Here is a 16,785-nt window from a genome sequence, read left to right on the forward strand (position 1 = left end):
GGGTAGGCGAGCGCTTGGTCCGCTTCTGGCCGAACCGAGACTGTCGGAGCTAGTTGCTCACAGGCAGCAACCGCGGCAAAGCGCTTCCTGGTTGTCATTGGGAGATGCGGCCGACCACAACTCTATGGGAAGCGGCGCCGGATCAAACTTCGGGCCCGCATTCGCGCGGCGCAGCTGAAGATCAGGGGCCTGGTCAGGCCCCGGCGGTCTCGTGCTTGTGACCGTGGTCCTCACAACAGTCACTAGCGCCCGATCACTACGTTCTTGCCGGCGAGGAGCCAATCCCGGAGCAGCAGACACCAGTAGACTTGCACGTTTGGGAGGAGCTATGTGGCCGAGTTTGAAGGCACCGTTGCAGGCTTGTCTCGCCCGACTTTCGTCGAGCATCGAGCGGCTGAAATGCCGACTTGACGCATCGAAAGACCCTTTTCCGACGCTGGAAGGCGGCGCGGGGGCGGCATTTCTGCTTGAGCGCCGAGCTAGTGTTTCTGTCGATGTCATGCACCCCGACGGCCGAGTGACGATTCGCGACGGCGGCGCCTTCGCATCTGTGGCATTGCAGGTCGGGCGGGACCTTGAAGCGACGAGGGGGGCGGCTTGGCGGGCAGTCCAACAGGCCCTTGATGAACTTGCAGCGCGCAACCGCATCGCTCTCCAAACCTCTAACGGAGATGCGGAGTATTTGCTCTGGATCCGGCGAGGGGACACCTACGACCTAACAATTGTCCAGACGCTGGATGCGCCATGGTCGACCCTTCATCAACTTAAATCAGGTGCGCCCATCGTGCCTCAAGCGTTCGTGCACCATCCTGCGTTTAGGTTCTACCGGTTGTCACAGGCCACGGGCGATCTGTTTGACGCCTATCGCAACGCCTACCTTTCACTTGAATGCTTGGTCAGTGACACTGAGGCCAAAGGGAGCAGTGAGAAGGAGTTGGATTGGCTCAAGCGCGTCGTTGGCGGGCCGCTTGCTGCGGCCATCCCATCGGGGCTTCCCTTGCTCACTACCCTTGAAGATGTCTATCTGAAAGGCCGGAATCCGATCTTTCACGCGAAGTCAGGTTCCACGTTCTACACCCCTCACGGTATTGAACGCGAGGAAATGCAAGCGCTTTTTGAGACGTTGACGCTATTGCTGGTTTGCTTGCTTCAATACAAGTTTGGCAGTCAATCGGTCTGCAGGTGGGGGAGCATGTCTCAGGACGTACACGACGCTCAGGCAAAGGCGACCTTTGACTTTGACGAGACTGTGCTGAGTCACAATGATGAAAGATATGCATTCCCGACGTCACCGACGATTCAATCAACACCACGTCGATTCGGGCAACTTTGGTCGCGCACGTCCGTTCCACGTCCCGCAAAGCTTGAGTGCCTGTCTGCGATCGAACTGCGAAAGGCGGGTGGCGAGTGGCTTCGAATTTCCATGGATGAGCCCATCCCGCTCAAGGGTGTGACCTCAATCTCGCTGGAACTCAACCTGTTGCAGTACCATTCCCGCGCTCCGCGACCGTCCTTGCCGCAGTGACTTGCAGGACATCTGCAAATAGCACAAAAGTCCGATGCCTCAATTTCAGATCCCGTTAGGTGATCAAGTTCATTTGTTCGAAGAACTGCCGAAAAGCGCGGGAATTCGCTGGGCTATTGGGGACATCAAGGGCCTTCGCAGCTCGACTTGGCGCCTATGGGGAAACAAGAGGGGCGATGTTTACGTGGCGATTAGGCACCTCGGCGGTGTTACGAAGGCGAGCTTTCATCGCGATCGGAACTGCCACGTTGGATTCACTGCCGAGCACATGCAATCCCCTGACGGAAGCAGTATCCAAGGTTCACGGCATTGGGCGAGATGGCGACTACCTGAAGTTTCAGAGGTTCAGGCAATGCACATCATTTGTCCCGATGAGGACTTGGTGCGATTCCCTGATGAACCCGAGGAGTCAAACCTCATGAGATGGCTTCCCGCACCTGGAACAGGATGCGCCAACGTAACGACGATCCACATCGCTGAGCCGCCCTCGGAAGTTGGATGGAGGAATGCAGTGGATCGCGGTGAGCTTGTGGGCTTCCTCGAGTGCCCCACGCGCACAACGTGGCTGACTTCCATTTCGCAGCACCTTGGACCTAGTGAGCGCGCGTTGGTGACGAGTTGGCGCACTCGAGGATCCCTCGTCGCAGGTGCTGCGGCGCTTGAACTGGGCGCACGAATGTTGCAGTTCGGCGGCCATCCGCCGACGGAGACCCCTTTCCTCGTCGAGCTGAAGCCCGAGGTCAGTAGCTCATGATCTCAGAATCGAGGTTGTGAAATAGTCGGCGAAGTGGGGCGCGCTTTGAAATCCTCTAAACGCCAGCAAGCAGCCGTCCGGGTATGTCTACCTGAAGGGCTGCTTCCGCTGCGAAGCGCCCCTGGTCAGAACGTCGCGGCAAGGCTGAAGCCAGTCCTGCGATTGAACTCGCCAAATTACGTGCAGGGACATGAAGCGGGCGTCGGAAGCTCCAAGACGGATGCCAGATCGGCTGAGCCCGTCGTGCTCTTCTTATGCGATTGACGTCTGTCGGGTGCCAGTGATGCAGTTGAGGTATTCCAATGCTGCGCGCTTCCTCGGAATGCCGGGAAAGTTGAGGAAAAGAAGGCGCACAATCTCCTCCTTCCTGGAAGCGACTGCTAGGAACTGATCGGCAAAACGGTTCGCCATTCCTAGCAATGCATGTTCGAGTGCGAACCTCCTCACGATCTCAGTTTGCGGTGATCCGGGCAAGACATGTCGCAGGAACGTCCAATGCATGCAGACAGCGAGATCTCGCTCGCCATCGGGCACTTGAGGAAGCCCTGAGCAGGCATTCTGCATGACTGCCTCCCAGTGGTCACGGCGCTCCGGATGATGCTCCAGTTCTACAGGAACGATAGCTACGTGTTCAATGGCATTGTCGAGCTCGCCAAGTGCACGGGAAAAACTTTCATTCCAGGGTTCCGAATTTGCCAACGCCAGCTTTGGAACTCCATCGATGTGGAACCTCTTCATGTGCAGCACTTCATGTCGAACCGCACCATCGGGAAAGTAGCCATTGGTCGGTGCGAAAAGCTGGTTGCGTCGAGCTTCGATGACAACCTCGAGCTGGCCCTGACCGAAGGGTCCTCCTCCGTTTAGTCGGGGATCGAGGACTACCTCGATGTCAATGCTCGCGCGTTGCTCTACGTCGCGGACAAAGTCTCTGACGCGGTCACTAAGGCGCGCAAGATGCTCGGGCTGCATAGGTCGATGACTCTCCTGATCGCGCAAACGGAATCTTGAACTTATCGCCAAGCAATGCGCTGCGGACGCAACGAACGCGCGCTCGCGCCAGCTCCTAGATTGGCTCCTCAACGGATTCTGATGCAGATGGCTTCGCAACGCATCCTCAGAGGGCATCCAGCATGTCTACGCTCACAGGACGTTCTACTTGCCCATTGAATGATGGCGATCTGAAGGAAGGCGTCGCGCAAGTCTCATTCGCCCGCAGGTTTCGCAGTAGATCATCTTGCATCTCGAGCCAAGCAACGGCCCGCCGTTCCAAGAAACGAGGCAGCTTCAATCTATAGGCCGGCGTCTGACCGTTTGGCCGCTCGCAATTCCTTGCGATAGCGCTTCGCTACCGAATGAATCATTTCACCCGGCTCGACCTTCAAGCCAGCCGCGAGTCGGAAAAGGCTTGTCAAGGATGGGCTGGTCTTCGCAACCTCGAGCTTGGCCAAGAAGGAGCGGTTCACATGAGCCTCGTACGCCAGTCCATCTTGGCTGATCTCAATCGCTGCTCTCCGAGCCTTGATCTCGGCAGCGAAGGCTCTAAGGAGCGCAGGATCTTGATTGGACCGCATGCGACGACTCTCGCCGCGCGGAGTGTTTTATGCACCCTGTTCTATAACCCAAAATCACATCGACGCGAACATTCTTACGATTTGCGTTGCCCTTAGGCATCAAGCGCGGACCCTGTCCAACCGGCGTATCAGTTTTCAGTGGTCCACTGCCCGACACAACGCAGATTTCTCCCTCTGGGGCAGCGTTTTTTATGGTACTGTGGAAGGGTAAATGCTCCGTGCCGATTCCGGCTCGACAAGGGGGCCTGAGCGACCTTCGCCAGCTGGAGCGGAGCTCTCGGTGGAGGTGCAATCGTGAGCGACGCCCTCTCGTTGAAAGCGCGCTTCCCATACATGTTTGCAGGCCAGCATGCCGGCCTGACGTTCTATCGTGGATGGACTCCTGTCCTGGCTCGCGCGTGCGAGCGGATTGACTCGATTCTCCCTGCAGGCAAGCTCGGATTCCGGTGGGTGCAGATCCGTGCGGATCAGGGTTGCGGACTCTTTGTCTACGCTCTCGCAAGACGTCAAAAGCTTGTGTTGGACCTCCAGGGGGAGACTAGGAGGGCCCTAGCGTTCGAGATGGAGGACCTCGTCGCCGCGCCGGTGGTCGCGGAGCTGGACCTATTGGTTCTCGACGCGGAGCGGGTCACCAGTACTGCGTGTATGGTGTGCGGCCACCGAGCCGAACTCGGGTTCCGTTTCGGCTACGCGATCACCTTTTGCGATCGACATGCGCCGGCCTCCCTTAATCAGCGTGGCGAAGAGGGCCTGGAAGGCTTCTGGCGGGAATCGATCGAGTGGGAGGAGGGCGCTTCGACATGAGTGGCAGCCGATCAAGCGTAGGCGATGAGGCGCCGGAAGGTTACTCATGGCACAGGGTCGAGCCAATGCCTGGGACCTACCGAATCATAGAACTTCTGCTGCCGACAGAGTTGAAAGAGGCTCGTCGTGTGGCCGAGGCGTTGGAAGCGGAACAGCTGGCGGTTGCGAGCGTGCGTGTTCGGACCGAACAGCCAACTCCTGCACCCTCGCCGGACTCGTCGTCTCAGGCGTCGAAGTCGTCTATAACGGACGAGAAGTTCATCAAGATATTTGAGAAAGGCGTGGCGCGACGCAACCGAGCTCGCCGATATCCGGTCCTCAAGGGTCAAGAGGTCCTGCGAGTGTTGGATCGGATCAGGACCCTGAGGAACAAAGACGACCGAAAACGCGAACTTGAGCTCATGGATCGGGTGACAGATCTCGGACCACTGAGGGATGTTGCCAATCCTGCGCTCCGGCCAGAGAGATGGGCGCGCTCCGTGGCGAAACTACGCGCGTCCCATCCCCACTTCGGAGCCGTTACCGACTTTGTCTGCGAGCAGGTGGCGCTGTCGGTCTCCAGCAAGGAGCCGCTCTCTGTCCCCCCAATCCATATCTGGGGACCGCCGGGCATCGGAAAGTCTCACTACGCCACCGACCTCGCGTTGGCGCTGGAAGCACCGCTGCGGCAGCAGTCCATGGAGAATGCGCAGACAACCTCGTTGCTCCTCGGAACAGAGCGGCATTGGAGCAATGCGGCACCTGGCGCCGTGTTTGAGCAGATTGTGCTGGGCCGATATGCGAACCCTGTCTTCCTCATCGATGAGATCGACAAGGCACCAGCCCATTCCTCGTACGACCCTCTCGCGCCGTTGCATTCGCTCTTGGAACCCTTCACAGCTTCGACGGTCCGGGACGCTGGGTTGGACATCACCTTCGACGCGAGGCTGGTCATCTATATCGCTGCGTCGAACAATCCTCACAAGGTTCCAGAATCGTTGCGATCTCGATTCTCGGAGTTCGAGATTCGCCGTCCGAAAGGCGAACATGCTCTCCAGATTGCGCAGGTCGTGGTGCGCAGTACCTTGGAAAGACTCTCGGTTCCGAACTTTGTGATGCCGGAGGCGCGCATGGCATCCAAGCTCGCGCATCTGGACCCGAGGGCTATCCGCAAAGCTGTTCAGTCAGCCGTTGCTCGGGCGGTCTTGAATGAGCGGAGGCACCTCAAAATCTCGGATTTTTCCCCGGACGACCTCGATGAAGATGAGAGTCCTCGAGTTCTACATTGAAGTTCTGGGCTTACCGCGCCGCGGGCAGGGAATGGACGAGGCGCCGACGGGTCGGCGATGGCGATGGCGATGGCGATGGATTTTGCGTTTCTACTGTTAGAGGGTACGAGCTCTGAAGTTGATGGAAGACGGCACGCCGGGTACGCTACAAGTGCGCTTCCCCTACATGTTCCCGCTGAAAGGGGAAGAGCGTCGCCGTGCCTACGCGTTCTATCGACGCTGGAGAGCAACGCGCTCGTCGCCATCAACATCCATCGCCCGACCGAGGTGTATTGGCACGAAAGTGGGCCCGCTGAGGGCTACCATCCGGTGGCGTTGGCGGCTGACGAGCGCGTGCTCCAGCTCGAGGTGGAACCCAGATCTCGGTGCATCATCTGCGTGGGGCCTTCGGACATCTGCAACGATCAGGGGCCGTGGGCGTCGCTCTGCCTTGTGCGGCGTTCCGAAGACGATGGGCCCCAAGGCCATATGGGGTCAGTTTGGGCAGCCGCTCAGGTGAAGCCATGAAAGCGCTGATCCTTTCCGACCTTCACCTCGAGTTCGAGCCCTTCGAGCCGCTTCCGAAAGGAGAGTTCGACGTCGTGATCCTCGCAGGGGACATCCACACGCCCGGTCGGCGCGGCGTCGCGTGGGCTGAGGCGCATTTCGCCGGAAAGCCGACGATCTACGTTCCCGGGAATCACGAGTACTACGGCAGCCGGATGGACCTGACTCAATCGGAGGCCAGAACCGTAGCGACTGGCGGGCAGGTACATCTGCTAGACGGGGGCGAGATTGTGATCGACGGTGTGCGCTTCCTCGGCTGCACGCTCTGGACGGACTTTGAGTTGGCGATCGAAACACCCGGAGGTCGACGACGTGACGCGGGGCTGGCTATGAGGCGGGCGACCAATCTTATGAACGACTACACCCTGATCCGGACCTTCGACGAACTCGCGGAGCCAGATTCTTGGCGCAGCCGTCAAGGCCGAAGGCTGAGGGCGGACGACACGCTCAGGATCCATCAAGTCCAGCGAGCCTGGTTGAGTGAGAAACTCGCGGAGCCGTTCGCCGGGCCCACCGTGGTCGTCACGCACCATCCACCGCATCGTGGCTCGCTCGCGAAACGCTACGCCGAGGACTGGGTCTCAGGCGCTTTCGTCAATGAACTTCCCGAGACGTTCTTCGACATACCAGTGCTCTGGGTTCACGGGCACACACACCAGAGCTTCGACTACCGCGTTCGCTCATGCCGCGTCGTGTGCAACCCCCGCGGTTATGTAAATTGGAGCGGCAGGACGGAGAACCAGGCGTTTGATCCCGGTCTGGTGCTCCAATTGCCAGACTGCAGAGGTGGGCTGGCATGACCAAGGATCTCTACGCCACGGTCTCAGAGACAGCAGCCTTGCTTCGCGAGGGGAAAGAGTACCGTCACGAACGCTTGCAAGCGGCCGACATGATCACCGTCACAGAAGCCGTCTCGCTCCTGGACGTAGATGCTTCGACGATCGCCACGTGGATCAATGGCGGCCGGTGCATTGGGCTCGCCGGCCCCGACGGGACGCTGAGGATTCCCCGTTGGCAGTTTGAGCAGTCTGCCTGGTCAGCGATTCAGCCCATTGCCCGATCTCTGGGCACGCAGGATCCCTGGCAGATCCTCGGTTTCCTTGAGACGCCGGCGCCTGCTCTGGAAGGCTTGACGCCACGAATAGCTCTCGAAAGAGGTACGCCGATCGAGCGTGTCCTCGCCGCGGCTATCGACGACGCGCACTGATCAAAGGTGAAGCTTCTGATCCTTTCTGATCTTCACGCTGAATTCGAGTCCTTCGAGGTGCCGAAGGACCTGGACTACGACGTGGCCATCCTGGCGGGTGATATCGTTGCGCCCGGTCGCGTGGTCGCGCGCTGGCTTCGAGACCCGGCGCGCTTTGCTGACAAACCCATCGTGCAGATTGCCGGCAATCATGAGTACTACGAGTCCGTGCTCGATGTCGAAAAAGCGGAGATGCGCCGCCAAGCGGAAGAGCAGGGCGTTCACTTCCTCGACTGCGACGAGGTGCTGATCGGCGGTGTCCGCTTCCTCGGCTGCACGTTGTGGACGGACTTTGCGTTGCGCATCGACAACCCGGGCTTTCCGGGACAACCAGTGCGTCTGCTGTCGGACCGGTATCGCTCGATGACAGAGAGCTCGCGCTACCTTGCGGACTACTCAGCCATCCGAGTCAGTGACCCGCACACACCAAACTCGCGCGGTTCCCGGCGCCTGGTCCCGATGGATACCCTGCTGGTTCACCGGCAGCATCGCTCCTGGCTTCGCAGGAAGCTCGCCGAACCATTCGAAGGGCCAACTGTGGTGGTGACTCACCATGCTCCGCATCGCAAGTCGCTGGCACCGCGGTATGCCGAGGACTGGTCCTCTGGCGGCTTCGTCAGCGAGATGCGGCCCGAGTTTTTCGAGGTCCCTGTGCTCTGGGTGCATGGGCACACGCACGACAGCTTCGACTACGAGGTGGGCAACTGCCGGGTGATCTCAAATCCGCGTGGCTATCTGAACTGGCACGGCGAATTCGAGAACAAGGCCTTCAATCCTGGACTTGTGGTCGAGGTCGACGCTTCACCGGGTATGGATCGAGTTCATGACGAAAAGGAACTGTTCAGTCTCGCTAGACAGGTCTTCGGGAACGAGGCCGACGCATGGTTACGCAAGCCGCATGCGCTCCTGGGAAGCCAAGCGCCGGCAGAGATCGTCGCTGCCGGCGGTCAAGAGCGAGTGCAGATCCTTCTTCGAAGGATCCAGCACGGGATTGTTGTATGACGCGGCCAGCCGCTGGACAACTGGGCACGGATTCCTGGGGAACAACGGACGATCTCGTGCGCGCCGTACGTGAAATTAGCCCTGGGATGCCGCGGTCTCTGCCGGGGTGGGGGTCGACACTGGCGTCGCAATGGTCGTGGACGCACGCGGGCGGCGGGTCTTGGCGACGGCTTCCGACTTCGCGGTCTTGGCGACGGCTTGCTTGGGGGCCTTCGCTGCAGCCTTTGGAGCCCTGGCAGCTTTGGCTGCCTTGGGGGCGGCAGCCGCCTTCTTTGCCGGCGCGGCCTTCTTCGAAGGAGCGCCCTTCTTCGGGGCAGCCTTCTTTGCAACCGGCTTTTCTGCTTTCGCTTCGGGAGCTGCGACGGAAGCGGAAGCAACCTTCTTGGCGCGAATCGACTTCTTCACTGGTGCTGCAACACTGCGGGCCTTGCGAATAGCCTTCTTCGCCACTGCAGTGACAGGCGCGTCGGCCTTTTCGAACGATGGCGCCGCAACGACGCCAGATTGGTCGATGAGGAACTTGTCACGATTGCGCGCGGAGGCAATCCACCCGGGAGCTTTGCCGAACCCAGTCCAGGTCTTGCCCGTCTTGGGGTGGCGGTACTTGGGAATGCCTGCGCCCTTGCGCGTTGCTTTGCCACCGCCGAGGGCCTTGCCTGCGGCTGTCTTCAAAGCTTTGGCGCCACGGCCAAAGAGGTGCTCGACGGTCAGGCCAAACGTGGCAATCGACTCTCTGATCTGCGCAACCACCTTTGTCGTTTCGGCTTCTCGGAGCGCAGCGGCTTCCTTTTCAAGTTTGGCGATGGCAGATTTAATTTGCGCGTAGGACTTTGTCATTGAGTCTGGAACCTTGAAGTTGAAGGGGTTCGTCGCTTGGCGTCGTGAACATTTGCGACGAAGGCGTTTTGATGAATCGACGAATAAACGTCGTCTATTCAAATGCGCGCCGGAGTAGATTTTACGCACGAGCAAGCAGGACGTCACTTTTACGCTTGCATGACGAACGAGKAACCACTGGAGGACCGCATGAGCGGTATAACCTTTGCCGCTCGAGCCACGTCTTTTCTAGAGCTGATTCCCAATGGAGGGGAAGCTATCGAGAGCCATGAGATCGACATGCCTTGTGGAATCAGAAATTCCAACCCATTGGGCGCTGTTGATTGCAAGGACATCGTGCAATGCGCACGCGTGCACAAGGCTGGGGTCGACCTCAGTTCGCCGACAACACTTGCCCAGCCATGAGTCGTCTATGTGTTTCCCAAAGTTGCGCCCCTTGCCTCCCGACGGGAGCGCGGTAGCTGGAGGGGGCGGGAGAAGCGTTGAGATGACGCGATTTCCGGAAGCGCTGTCAAAGGTCACCCGCTGGGGCTACCAGAGCTTCCACCACGGCCGGCGTTCGCGCATGTGCAAGGGCCGAAGGTCAAGACGATCGACGCCGCTGGCCGCGGCGCCGAAGCGGTTGGCAGGTTCACGTTCCTGATCAGACGATTCGCGACCGTATTCGATCGCGTCTTGAATCGGAGGCCGGTCTTGTTGATTCAGCAGTGAGGAGGCGGTGTCCGGGGAGGGCATGGGAGCATTCTGGCAGGAGCGTTTCCAACGGGGGTGTGATGAACTTCGCGCACTTGCTGTCTATTGCGGGCTCAAGTGCTGGTGGTGATCGTACGGGGTGCAAGGTCGAACAATAGCCAGCGCTTTCTCTACGCCGGCGTGCATTTTCCGAGGCGGATGGCATTGGCGTCGCTGCTACGATCGCGCCCATCCGCCTCCGTCCGCAGCCTGGCAATTTGGCGATGAATATGGGTGGTGCTCTCGATGCATTTGCGATTGCATGGTTAGCTGCGCATGCCGGCGAACTGCATGCGCTGACCGAAGACGGAGTCACCGGCGTCCACACGGCCTGCCCATCGTCTCCAATCGCCGCGGCACCCAGTAACTCATCCACCAGCGCGCATCGTAGTGACCATTTCGGCTCGAATCGATTTTTCGTCGCCTCGCGACGCCACGGCACCTCGGCTGCGACGCGTGTTTGGGCCGCCCGTCGAGATTCTCGAGGCACGCACGCCCGACCAGGTGCGGCCTGTCCTCGAAGCGGTGCACGCCCAGTCGATGCAAGGGCGATGGTGCGTGGGGTATTTGCGATACGAGGCGGCACCGGCGTTTGACCCAGCCCTGGTCGCGCACCCAACTGACGGCCCGCTCGCTTGGTTCGGGATCCACGATTCAGCACATCCTTGGCCTGAAACGAGCGAGGGCGACGTAGATCCGGATCCGGTCTCGGTGGCCTGGCGCGAGCAACTGTCGCGCTCGGCCTTCGATTCCGCACTGACGGAACTGCATCGCGCCATTGCGGCAGGCGAGGTTTACCAGGTGAACTACACGGCAAGCCTCCAAGGCGCCTTGGACAATGGGGCAGGGGAGCAACAGGCTCAGGCCTTGTTCGAAGCTCTCCAGCGCGCTCAACCTGGCGGCTACGCGGCCTACATCGACACCGGGAGCGAGCAGGTGTTGTCGGTGTCCCCGGAGTTGTTCTTCGAGTGGCGCGATGGACGATTGCTGACCCGGCCGATGAAAGGCACGGCCGCACGTGGGATCGACGCGGCCGACGACGCCACCGCAGCCGAGCGGCTTCGCAGTTCGGCCAAGGAGCGGGCGGAGAACGTGATGATTGTCGACCTCCTGCGCAACGACATGTCACGCGTCGCCGAACCGTTCTCGGTGCGGGTGCCGAGGCTCTTCCACACTGAGGCCTTGTCAACGGTGTGGCAATTGACCTCGGACATCGAAGCAACTACGCGCGAGGGGACCGCGCTGGCCGATGTGTTCGGAGCGCTGTTTCCTTGTGGCTCCGTGACTGGAGCGCCAAAGGTCGCAGCGATGCAGTTGATCTGCCGGCTCGAACCTGAGCCCCGCGGCGTCTACTGCGGGGCGGTGGGCGTGGTGCAGCCGGGCGGCGCAGCGACGTTCAATGTGCCCATCCGGACCGTCACCATGAGGGCTGATGGTGCGCGCTGTGGAATCGGCAGCGGCATCACGGCCGATGCCAGGCGGGAGGGTGAGTGGGACGAGTGGCGTCACAAGAGGGCGTTCCTCGAGCGTGCCAGCACGCCCTTCGAATTGCTGGAGACCCTTGCGCTGGTCAATGGTCGCCTGAACAACGTCGACGCACATCTGGCAAGGATGGCGGCCGCGGCCAGCCACTTCGGCTTTCGGTGGAACGCACAGTCTGTGACTCAGGGCCTGGACGCACTGCGTATTTCGCATCCCGATGGAGCATGGCGCGTTCGATTGCTGTGCGACTTTCGCGGTCGCCACCGGGTTCAGGTCTTCGCTCTGGATGCTTCGCCTACGCAGGTGCGCCTGGCGCTGGCCGATCGGGCCTTTGAGACCGCAAAAAATGAGTTCGTGCGATTCAAGACCACCCGGCGTGGCCACTACGAAGCCTTTGCGCCGACCGGCCCTTATGTGTTCGACACCCTGTTGTGGAACGAAAGCGGAGAAATCACCGAGTGCACGCGAGGCAATGTAGCCCTGCTGCTCGATGGTCGATGGGTCACGCCGCCGCTTCACTGCGGTCTGTTGGGAGGCATCGGACGCGCAGGCCTTCTTCGCGAAGGCCGGGTTGTGGAAGCGGTCGTGCGGCTTGATGACCTGCCTCGAGTGCGAGGACTCGCTTTCGTCAACAGCCTGCGGGGCTGGATCGACGCGGTGCTTAAGGAGCTTCCCTGCGGCGCCGCAACCGGGTTGCGCACAAACGGCTTTGTCTGAGGCCCGGACGGCCTATGGACCCAAGGTGGGTAGCCCTGTGCGCTTAACGCGCGATACAGCCCATAGCCCGTCGGCCCAGCCTTGTAGACCACGCTGACTTGCCCTGGCGGCAGTACTTGAGCAGCGTCTTGAGTACCCCCTTCACGTCAGGCCCGAGGGTGCCCTCGAACCGGCTCGGCTCTCGCCCAGCCTCACAAACGGCAACAGCAATGCTGTCTTTGTGCGCATCCAGACTAAGAACTTGATACTCTCGTCCATGGCTCGTCTCCATACGGTTTGCAGCTGGCCTACGCTCGCCGCATGTGGCTCGGCACCCTCTCAGAGGACGCAATCTACGATACCGGAGACGAACCCCCGCTGCCTATCGAGCGACCATGATGTCTTACATGGACACCCGCCGTTGTGCAAGTGGATGTGGCGATGAAGGCAATCGGGTACTGGCTGCAGTCTTACATTCGGCCTTGGTTGCAGATTCCGCACAGTTCGCGCCCCGACTTGAAGGTACGGACATCACCCACGGTGGCGACCAATGCACTCGCAGTCAAGGGGCCTATGCCCGGGATCGACAACAACGAGCGACAACTGGCTTCCTGTTTCGGCCAGGCCGCAATTCTTTTCTCGAGCACCGAAATCTGTTCGTCCAAGCTGTGAATACGCGCGAGTTGCTCTCGCAGCACGTCCATCAGCACACCGGGCACGCGACCCTCAATGTCAGCCATTCGGTTCGCAGTTCGGCCAAACCGGCCTGCCTGCCAGTTCTCAACGTCACGCCAAACTCGTAAAGCAGACTGCGCATCTGATAGATCTGCATTGTCCGGAACTTGGTCAGTTGAGTGCGCACTCGGTGCAGCCCAAGCACCGCTTGCTGTTCTTCACTCTTGACCGCCACCGTACGCATGCCGGGCTGCTGAACTGCGGTCCAAATTGCTCGGGCATCAGCAGCGTCCGTCTTGTTGGTTTGCACAAAAGGTCGAATGAACTTGGCGTGCAGCAACACCGCCTCGTGGCCAAGCGCGCGAATCTTGCGCGCCCACCAATGCCCACTGCCGCACGCCTCAAGCGCAACCCGCCCTGCAGGGCTCTTCGCCAAGAACTCGATCAGTTCTGTCCGACTGAAGCGTCGATTCGCGATCTCTCCTGTGTCGGGATCGACCCAGTGCATCTGAAATACGCGCTTTGCGATGTCCAGTCCATACGTCGTACGGTTCATTTCGGCCCCTCCGTTCCTGAGGTGGTGGATGGAGACGCCACTTTGGCACCGGTCGGTTCCAGGACGTACATCTATCCTTGCCTATCCCGCCCCGAAGGGCGGCGGGTGTCCATCCCATCTAGGCAGTCTGCTTCGGCTGCCGGACCGGCAACTCGATCACCTCGCGCGCCAGGTCGATGAAGGCCCTCAGCCCCGCCGGTACGTTGCGCCGGCTTGGGTAATACAGGCAGAGGCCGGGGTAACTGGGCGACCACTCTTCCAGCAGCGGCACCAGCCGGCCGCTGGCCAGATCTTCGGCGACGTGGAATAGCCCCATGTAGGCAATGCCCACCCCGGCGCGCGCCGCCTCCAGTATCAGCAGGGGCTCGTCGAGCGTGATGGAGCCGGGCACGTCGAGTGTCATTGGTTCGCCTTGGCGCGCGAACTCCCAGCGGTAGATGGTTCCGCTGGAAAAGCGCCAGCGCACGCAGCGGTGCGCCATCAGGTCGTCGGGCACCCGGGGCGCGGGGTGCGCTTGAAGGTATTGCGGAGATGCGACGACCACCATGCGCTGCTCGCCGCCCATGGGCACCGCCACCATGTCGCGCGGCACGGCCTCAGCCAGGCGGATGCCGGCGTCGAAGCCGTCGGCCACGATGTCGACCAGCTGGCGCTCGGTCACGATGTCCACCTTCATGTCCGGGTAGCGGCGCAGGTACTCCAGCACCACCGGCGCGAAGATCATCTGCGCCGCGCCGAGTGAGGTGTTGAGACGCAGGGTGCCGGAGGGCGTGTCGCGCAGCTCGTTGGTCGCCTCCATGGCGCCGCGGATGTCGGCCAGCGCCGGTGCGATGCGCGCGATGAACTGCTCGCCCGCCTCGGTGGTGGCCACGCTGCGCGTGGTTCGGTTGAACAACCGCACGCCCAGCCGCGCCTCCAGCCCCGCCACCGTGGCACTGAGGGCCGAGCGCGACATGCCCATGTCGACCGCCGCCGCCCTGAACCCGCCGTGGCGGGCCACTGCCAGCACCGCCTCAAGCTCTGTCAACCCCGTGCTGTGCATGTCGATTGTCCTGATTATCTGAATGAAGCATGGTGATTTGGCCGGCTTCTCAAGTCAATGCCAGAGCCCTAGATTTAACTTAGGCCGGATGCTTCTCCGGCGAATCAACAGGAAACACCGGCATGCGCAACATCGACCAGATCTACATCGACGGCGCCTTCGTCACCCCCCATGGGCGCGAACAGGCCGAGCTCATCAACCCCGCCACCGAGACCGTCATCGGCCACGTCACCCTGGGTGACCGCGAAGACGCGCTCCGGGCCATCGCCGCCGCTAAGCGCGCGTGGCCCGCCTATGCGCACACCACCAAGTCCGAGCGCATCGCCTTGCTTCATCGCCTGCACGGCGCGGTGATGGCCCGCGCCGACGACATCAACGCCGCCACCACCGAGGAATACGGCGGCCCGGTGTCCCGCGCCAGTTGGGTGGCATCGTATGCGGCCGCGTCCTTCGTGCTGGCGGCGAAGACGTTGGAGCACTACCCACTCACCCGCCAGGTTGGCAGCGCCCAGGTCGTGATGGAGCCCGTCGGAGTGGCGGGCCTCATCACGCCTTGGAATTCCAATGCCGGCTTCATTTGCAACAAACTGGCCACCGCGCTGGCCGCCGGCTGTACGGTGGTCATCAAGCCCAGTGAGATGAGCGCCATCCAGACTCAGGTGGTCACCGAGGCGCTGCACACTGCTGGCCTGCCGCCGGGGCTGTTCAATATCGTCAACGGCCGGGGCGACGTGGTGGGAGCCGAACTCAGCAGCCATCCCGACGTCGCCAAGATTTCCTTCACAGGCAGCACCGCCGTCGGCAAGGCCATCCAGCGCGCCGGGGCCGACACCCTCAAGCGCGTTACGCTGGAATTGGGCGGCAAGTCGCCTACTGTGGTGCTGGACGACGCCAATTTCGCCACCGCCATTCCTCTGGCTGTGAAGGCCGGCTTTCAGAACAGCGGCCAGGCCTGCCTGGCGGGCACCCGCATACTGGTGCCCGAGCATCGGCTGGATGAGGCCATCGCGTTGGCCCAGGCGGCGGTCGAGGCGGTCAAGGTCGGCGACCCACGCGATGCCGCGACCGAGATAGGCCCGATGGTCAACCGCAAGCAGTGGGAGCGGGTGCAGGGCTATATCCGTAAGGGAGTGGAGGAAGGCGCGCGGCTCATTGCCGGCGGCGAAGGCCGGCCAGCTGGCCTCGATGTCGGCTTCTACGTGCGACCCACCCTGTTCATCGGAGTCCGCAACGATATGGTCATCGCGCGTGAAGAGATCTTCGGGCCCGTGCTTTGCCTGATCACCTACCGCGACGAGGAAGACGCCATCGCCATCGCCAACGACACGGTCTACGGCTTGCAGGCGCTGGTGCTGTCGGGCAGCGACGAACGCGCCCTCGCCGTGAGCTCCCGCCTGCAGGCAGGTCGGGTGCTGATCAACGGCCTGCACCACGAGCCTTTGGCGCCCTTCGGCGGCTTCAAGCAATCAGGCATCGGCCGCGAGTTCGGAGCCTTCGGACTGGAGGCGTATCTGGAGCCCAAGTCGGTGATAAGGGCGGCTTGAAGGAGGTCGCCCCGCGCTTGCTTCGGGATGAAGGCTCACTGGCGTCGAATTCGCGTCGAGGTTGGTGCACACGGTGGTGAGTCGGCCAATGTGCGCGACATCAACGTAGGTGGCGAACCGCTTCACGGCGAGAAGCACGCGGCCTTCGGCGACTCGGGTTGTCAGGGCGTGCACAAGCGAGCGGAGGCCGCGGGCCGACCGGGCATGTGGCGATGCGCCCAGGCAAGCGCAGGCTGCTCAACCCGTTCATCGAGGCGGAGTTCGCGGCCGAGCGCGTAATGAAGTCTGGGTTCATGAAGGTACGCTATCGCCGGCTTGACGAAGAACACGGCGCAGATCGTCAAGCTGTGCGCGTTGTCGAATCTTTGGATGGCGCGGCGGAAGTTGATGGAGGCCAAGGGATGAGTGCGGCTGCGAGGGCCCAATGTGGCTCACCGGGCCCCGCGCAAGGGCCGCGACGCGAAGCAAATCGGATGGGGTGAACCATGATCTGCTTCCTTAAGCG

General features: G+C 61.3%; 13 protein-coding genes and 3 pseudogenes. 9 read left to right on the top strand and 7 right to left on the bottom strand.

The features are described 5' to 3' along the window. Positions 1-340: 340 nt before the first annotated feature. Positions 341-1,525, top strand: a complete 1,185-nt coding sequence (locus AC1DF3_RS24205) for a hypothetical protein (protein ID WP_478141090.1) — start codon at positions 341-343, stop codon at positions 1,523-1,525. A gap of 1,006 nt (positions 1,526-2,531) precedes the next feature. Here AC1DF3_RS24205 and AC1DF3_RS24210 read toward each other — a convergent pair. Beyond that, positions 2,532-3,248, bottom strand: a complete 717-nt coding sequence (locus AC1DF3_RS24210; protein ID WP_478141091.1) for a hypothetical protein — start codon at positions 3,246-3,248, stop codon at positions 2,532-2,534. Between the two features lie 320 nt (positions 3,249-3,568). Beyond that, on the bottom strand, positions 3,569-3,850 hold the full coding sequence (locus AC1DF3_RS24215; RefSeq protein ID WP_478141092.1) for a helix-turn-helix domain-containing protein: 282 nt from the start codon (positions 3,848-3,850) through the stop codon (positions 3,569-3,571). A gap of 294 nt (positions 3,851-4,144) precedes the next feature. Here AC1DF3_RS24215 and AC1DF3_RS24220 point away from each other — a divergent pair, with 294 nt between their 5' ends. The 5 genes from AC1DF3_RS24220 to AC1DF3_RS24240 all read left to right on the top strand — a co-directional run bounded on the left by AC1DF3_RS24220 (position 4,145) and on the right by AC1DF3_RS24240 (position 8,716). Next, positions 4,145-4,654, top strand: coding sequence for a hypothetical protein (locus AC1DF3_RS24220; RefSeq protein ID WP_478141093.1), 510 nt, complete (start codon positions 4,145-4,147; stop codon positions 4,652-4,654). After that, positions 4,651-5,922 (top strand): AAA family ATPase, encoded by a 1,272-nt coding sequence (locus AC1DF3_RS24225; RefSeq protein ID WP_478141094.1) that lies wholly within the window; start codon positions 4,651-4,653, stop codon positions 5,920-5,922. Before AC1DF3_RS24220 ends, AC1DF3_RS24225 begins: the two co-directional genes overlap by 4 nt. A gap of 503 nt (positions 5,923-6,425) precedes the next feature. Next, positions 6,426-7,268 (top strand): metallophosphoesterase, encoded by an 843-nt coding sequence (locus AC1DF3_RS24230; protein ID WP_478141095.1) that lies wholly within the window; start codon positions 6,426-6,428, stop codon positions 7,266-7,268. Further along, on the top strand, positions 7,265-7,675 hold the full coding sequence (locus AC1DF3_RS24235; protein WP_478141096.1) for a hypothetical protein: 411 nt from the start codon (positions 7,265-7,267) through the stop codon (positions 7,673-7,675). Before AC1DF3_RS24230 ends, AC1DF3_RS24235 begins: the two co-directional genes overlap by 4 nt. 6 nt (positions 7,676-7,681) lie before the next feature. Next, positions 7,682-8,716 (top strand): metallophosphoesterase, encoded by a 1,035-nt coding sequence (locus tag AC1DF3_RS24240; protein WP_478141097.1) that lies wholly within the window; start codon positions 7,682-7,684, stop codon positions 8,714-8,716. A gap of 75 nt (positions 8,717-8,791) precedes the next feature. On the opposite strand, the gene AC1DF3_RS24245 is transcribed toward AC1DF3_RS24240, so the two are convergent. Both AC1DF3_RS24245 and AC1DF3_RS24250 read right to left on the bottom strand, forming a co-directional pair. Then, entirely contained in the window at positions 8,792-9,553 is a 762-nt protein-coding gene (locus AC1DF3_RS24245) for an H-NS histone family protein (RefSeq protein WP_478141098.1), read from the bottom strand. A gap of 531 nt (positions 9,554-10,084) precedes the next feature. After that, a complete protein-coding gene (locus AC1DF3_RS24250; RefSeq protein WP_478141099.1) occupies positions 10,085-10,288 on the bottom strand; it encodes a hypothetical protein in 204 nt (67 codons plus the stop codon). Positions 10,289-10,675: 387 nt separating this feature from the next. On the opposite strand from AC1DF3_RS24250, the gene pabB reads away from it, so the two are divergent. Further along, positions 10,676-12,484: an aminodeoxychorismate synthase component I gene (gene pabB / locus AC1DF3_RS24255; protein ID WP_478141100.1), complete on the top strand. Its 1,809-nt coding sequence runs from the start codon at positions 10,676-10,678 to the stop codon at positions 12,482-12,484. A 5-nt stretch (positions 12,485-12,489) separates the two neighbouring features. On the opposite strand, the pseudogene AC1DF3_RS24260 reads toward pabB, so the two are convergent. From AC1DF3_RS24260 to AC1DF3_RS24270, 3 genes and pseudogenes are all read right to left on the bottom strand, one after another. Continuing rightward, a pseudogene (locus AC1DF3_RS24260) lies at positions 12,490-12,742 on the bottom strand (IS110-like element ISCARN28 family transposase); the annotation flags it as partial. A 221-nt stretch (positions 12,743-12,963) separates the two neighbouring features. Continuing rightward, positions 12,964-13,694 (bottom strand): annotated as a pseudogene (locus AC1DF3_RS24265) (IS110 family RNA-guided transposase); the annotation flags it as partial. A gap of 118 nt (positions 13,695-13,812) precedes the next feature. After that, positions 13,813-14,736, bottom strand: coding sequence for a LysR family transcriptional regulator (locus tag AC1DF3_RS24270; RefSeq protein WP_478141101.1), 924 nt, complete (start codon positions 14,734-14,736; stop codon positions 13,813-13,815). A gap of 122 nt (positions 14,737-14,858) precedes the next feature. Between AC1DF3_RS24270 and AC1DF3_RS24275 the strand changes: the two genes are divergently transcribed. Then, positions 14,859-16,280 carry an aldehyde dehydrogenase family protein gene (locus AC1DF3_RS24275; RefSeq protein ID WP_478141102.1) on the top strand — a complete coding sequence of 474 codons (1,422 nt, stop codon included), beginning with the start codon at positions 14,859-14,861 and terminating at the stop codon, positions 16,278-16,280. A gap of 21 nt (positions 16,281-16,301) precedes the next feature. Next, positions 16,302-16,685: pseudogene (locus tag AC1DF3_RS24280) on the top strand (transposase); the annotation flags it as partial. Between the last annotated feature and the right edge of the window lie 100 nt (positions 16,686-16,785).

Source organism: Variovorax sp. 10N432, from assembly GCF_056394465.1.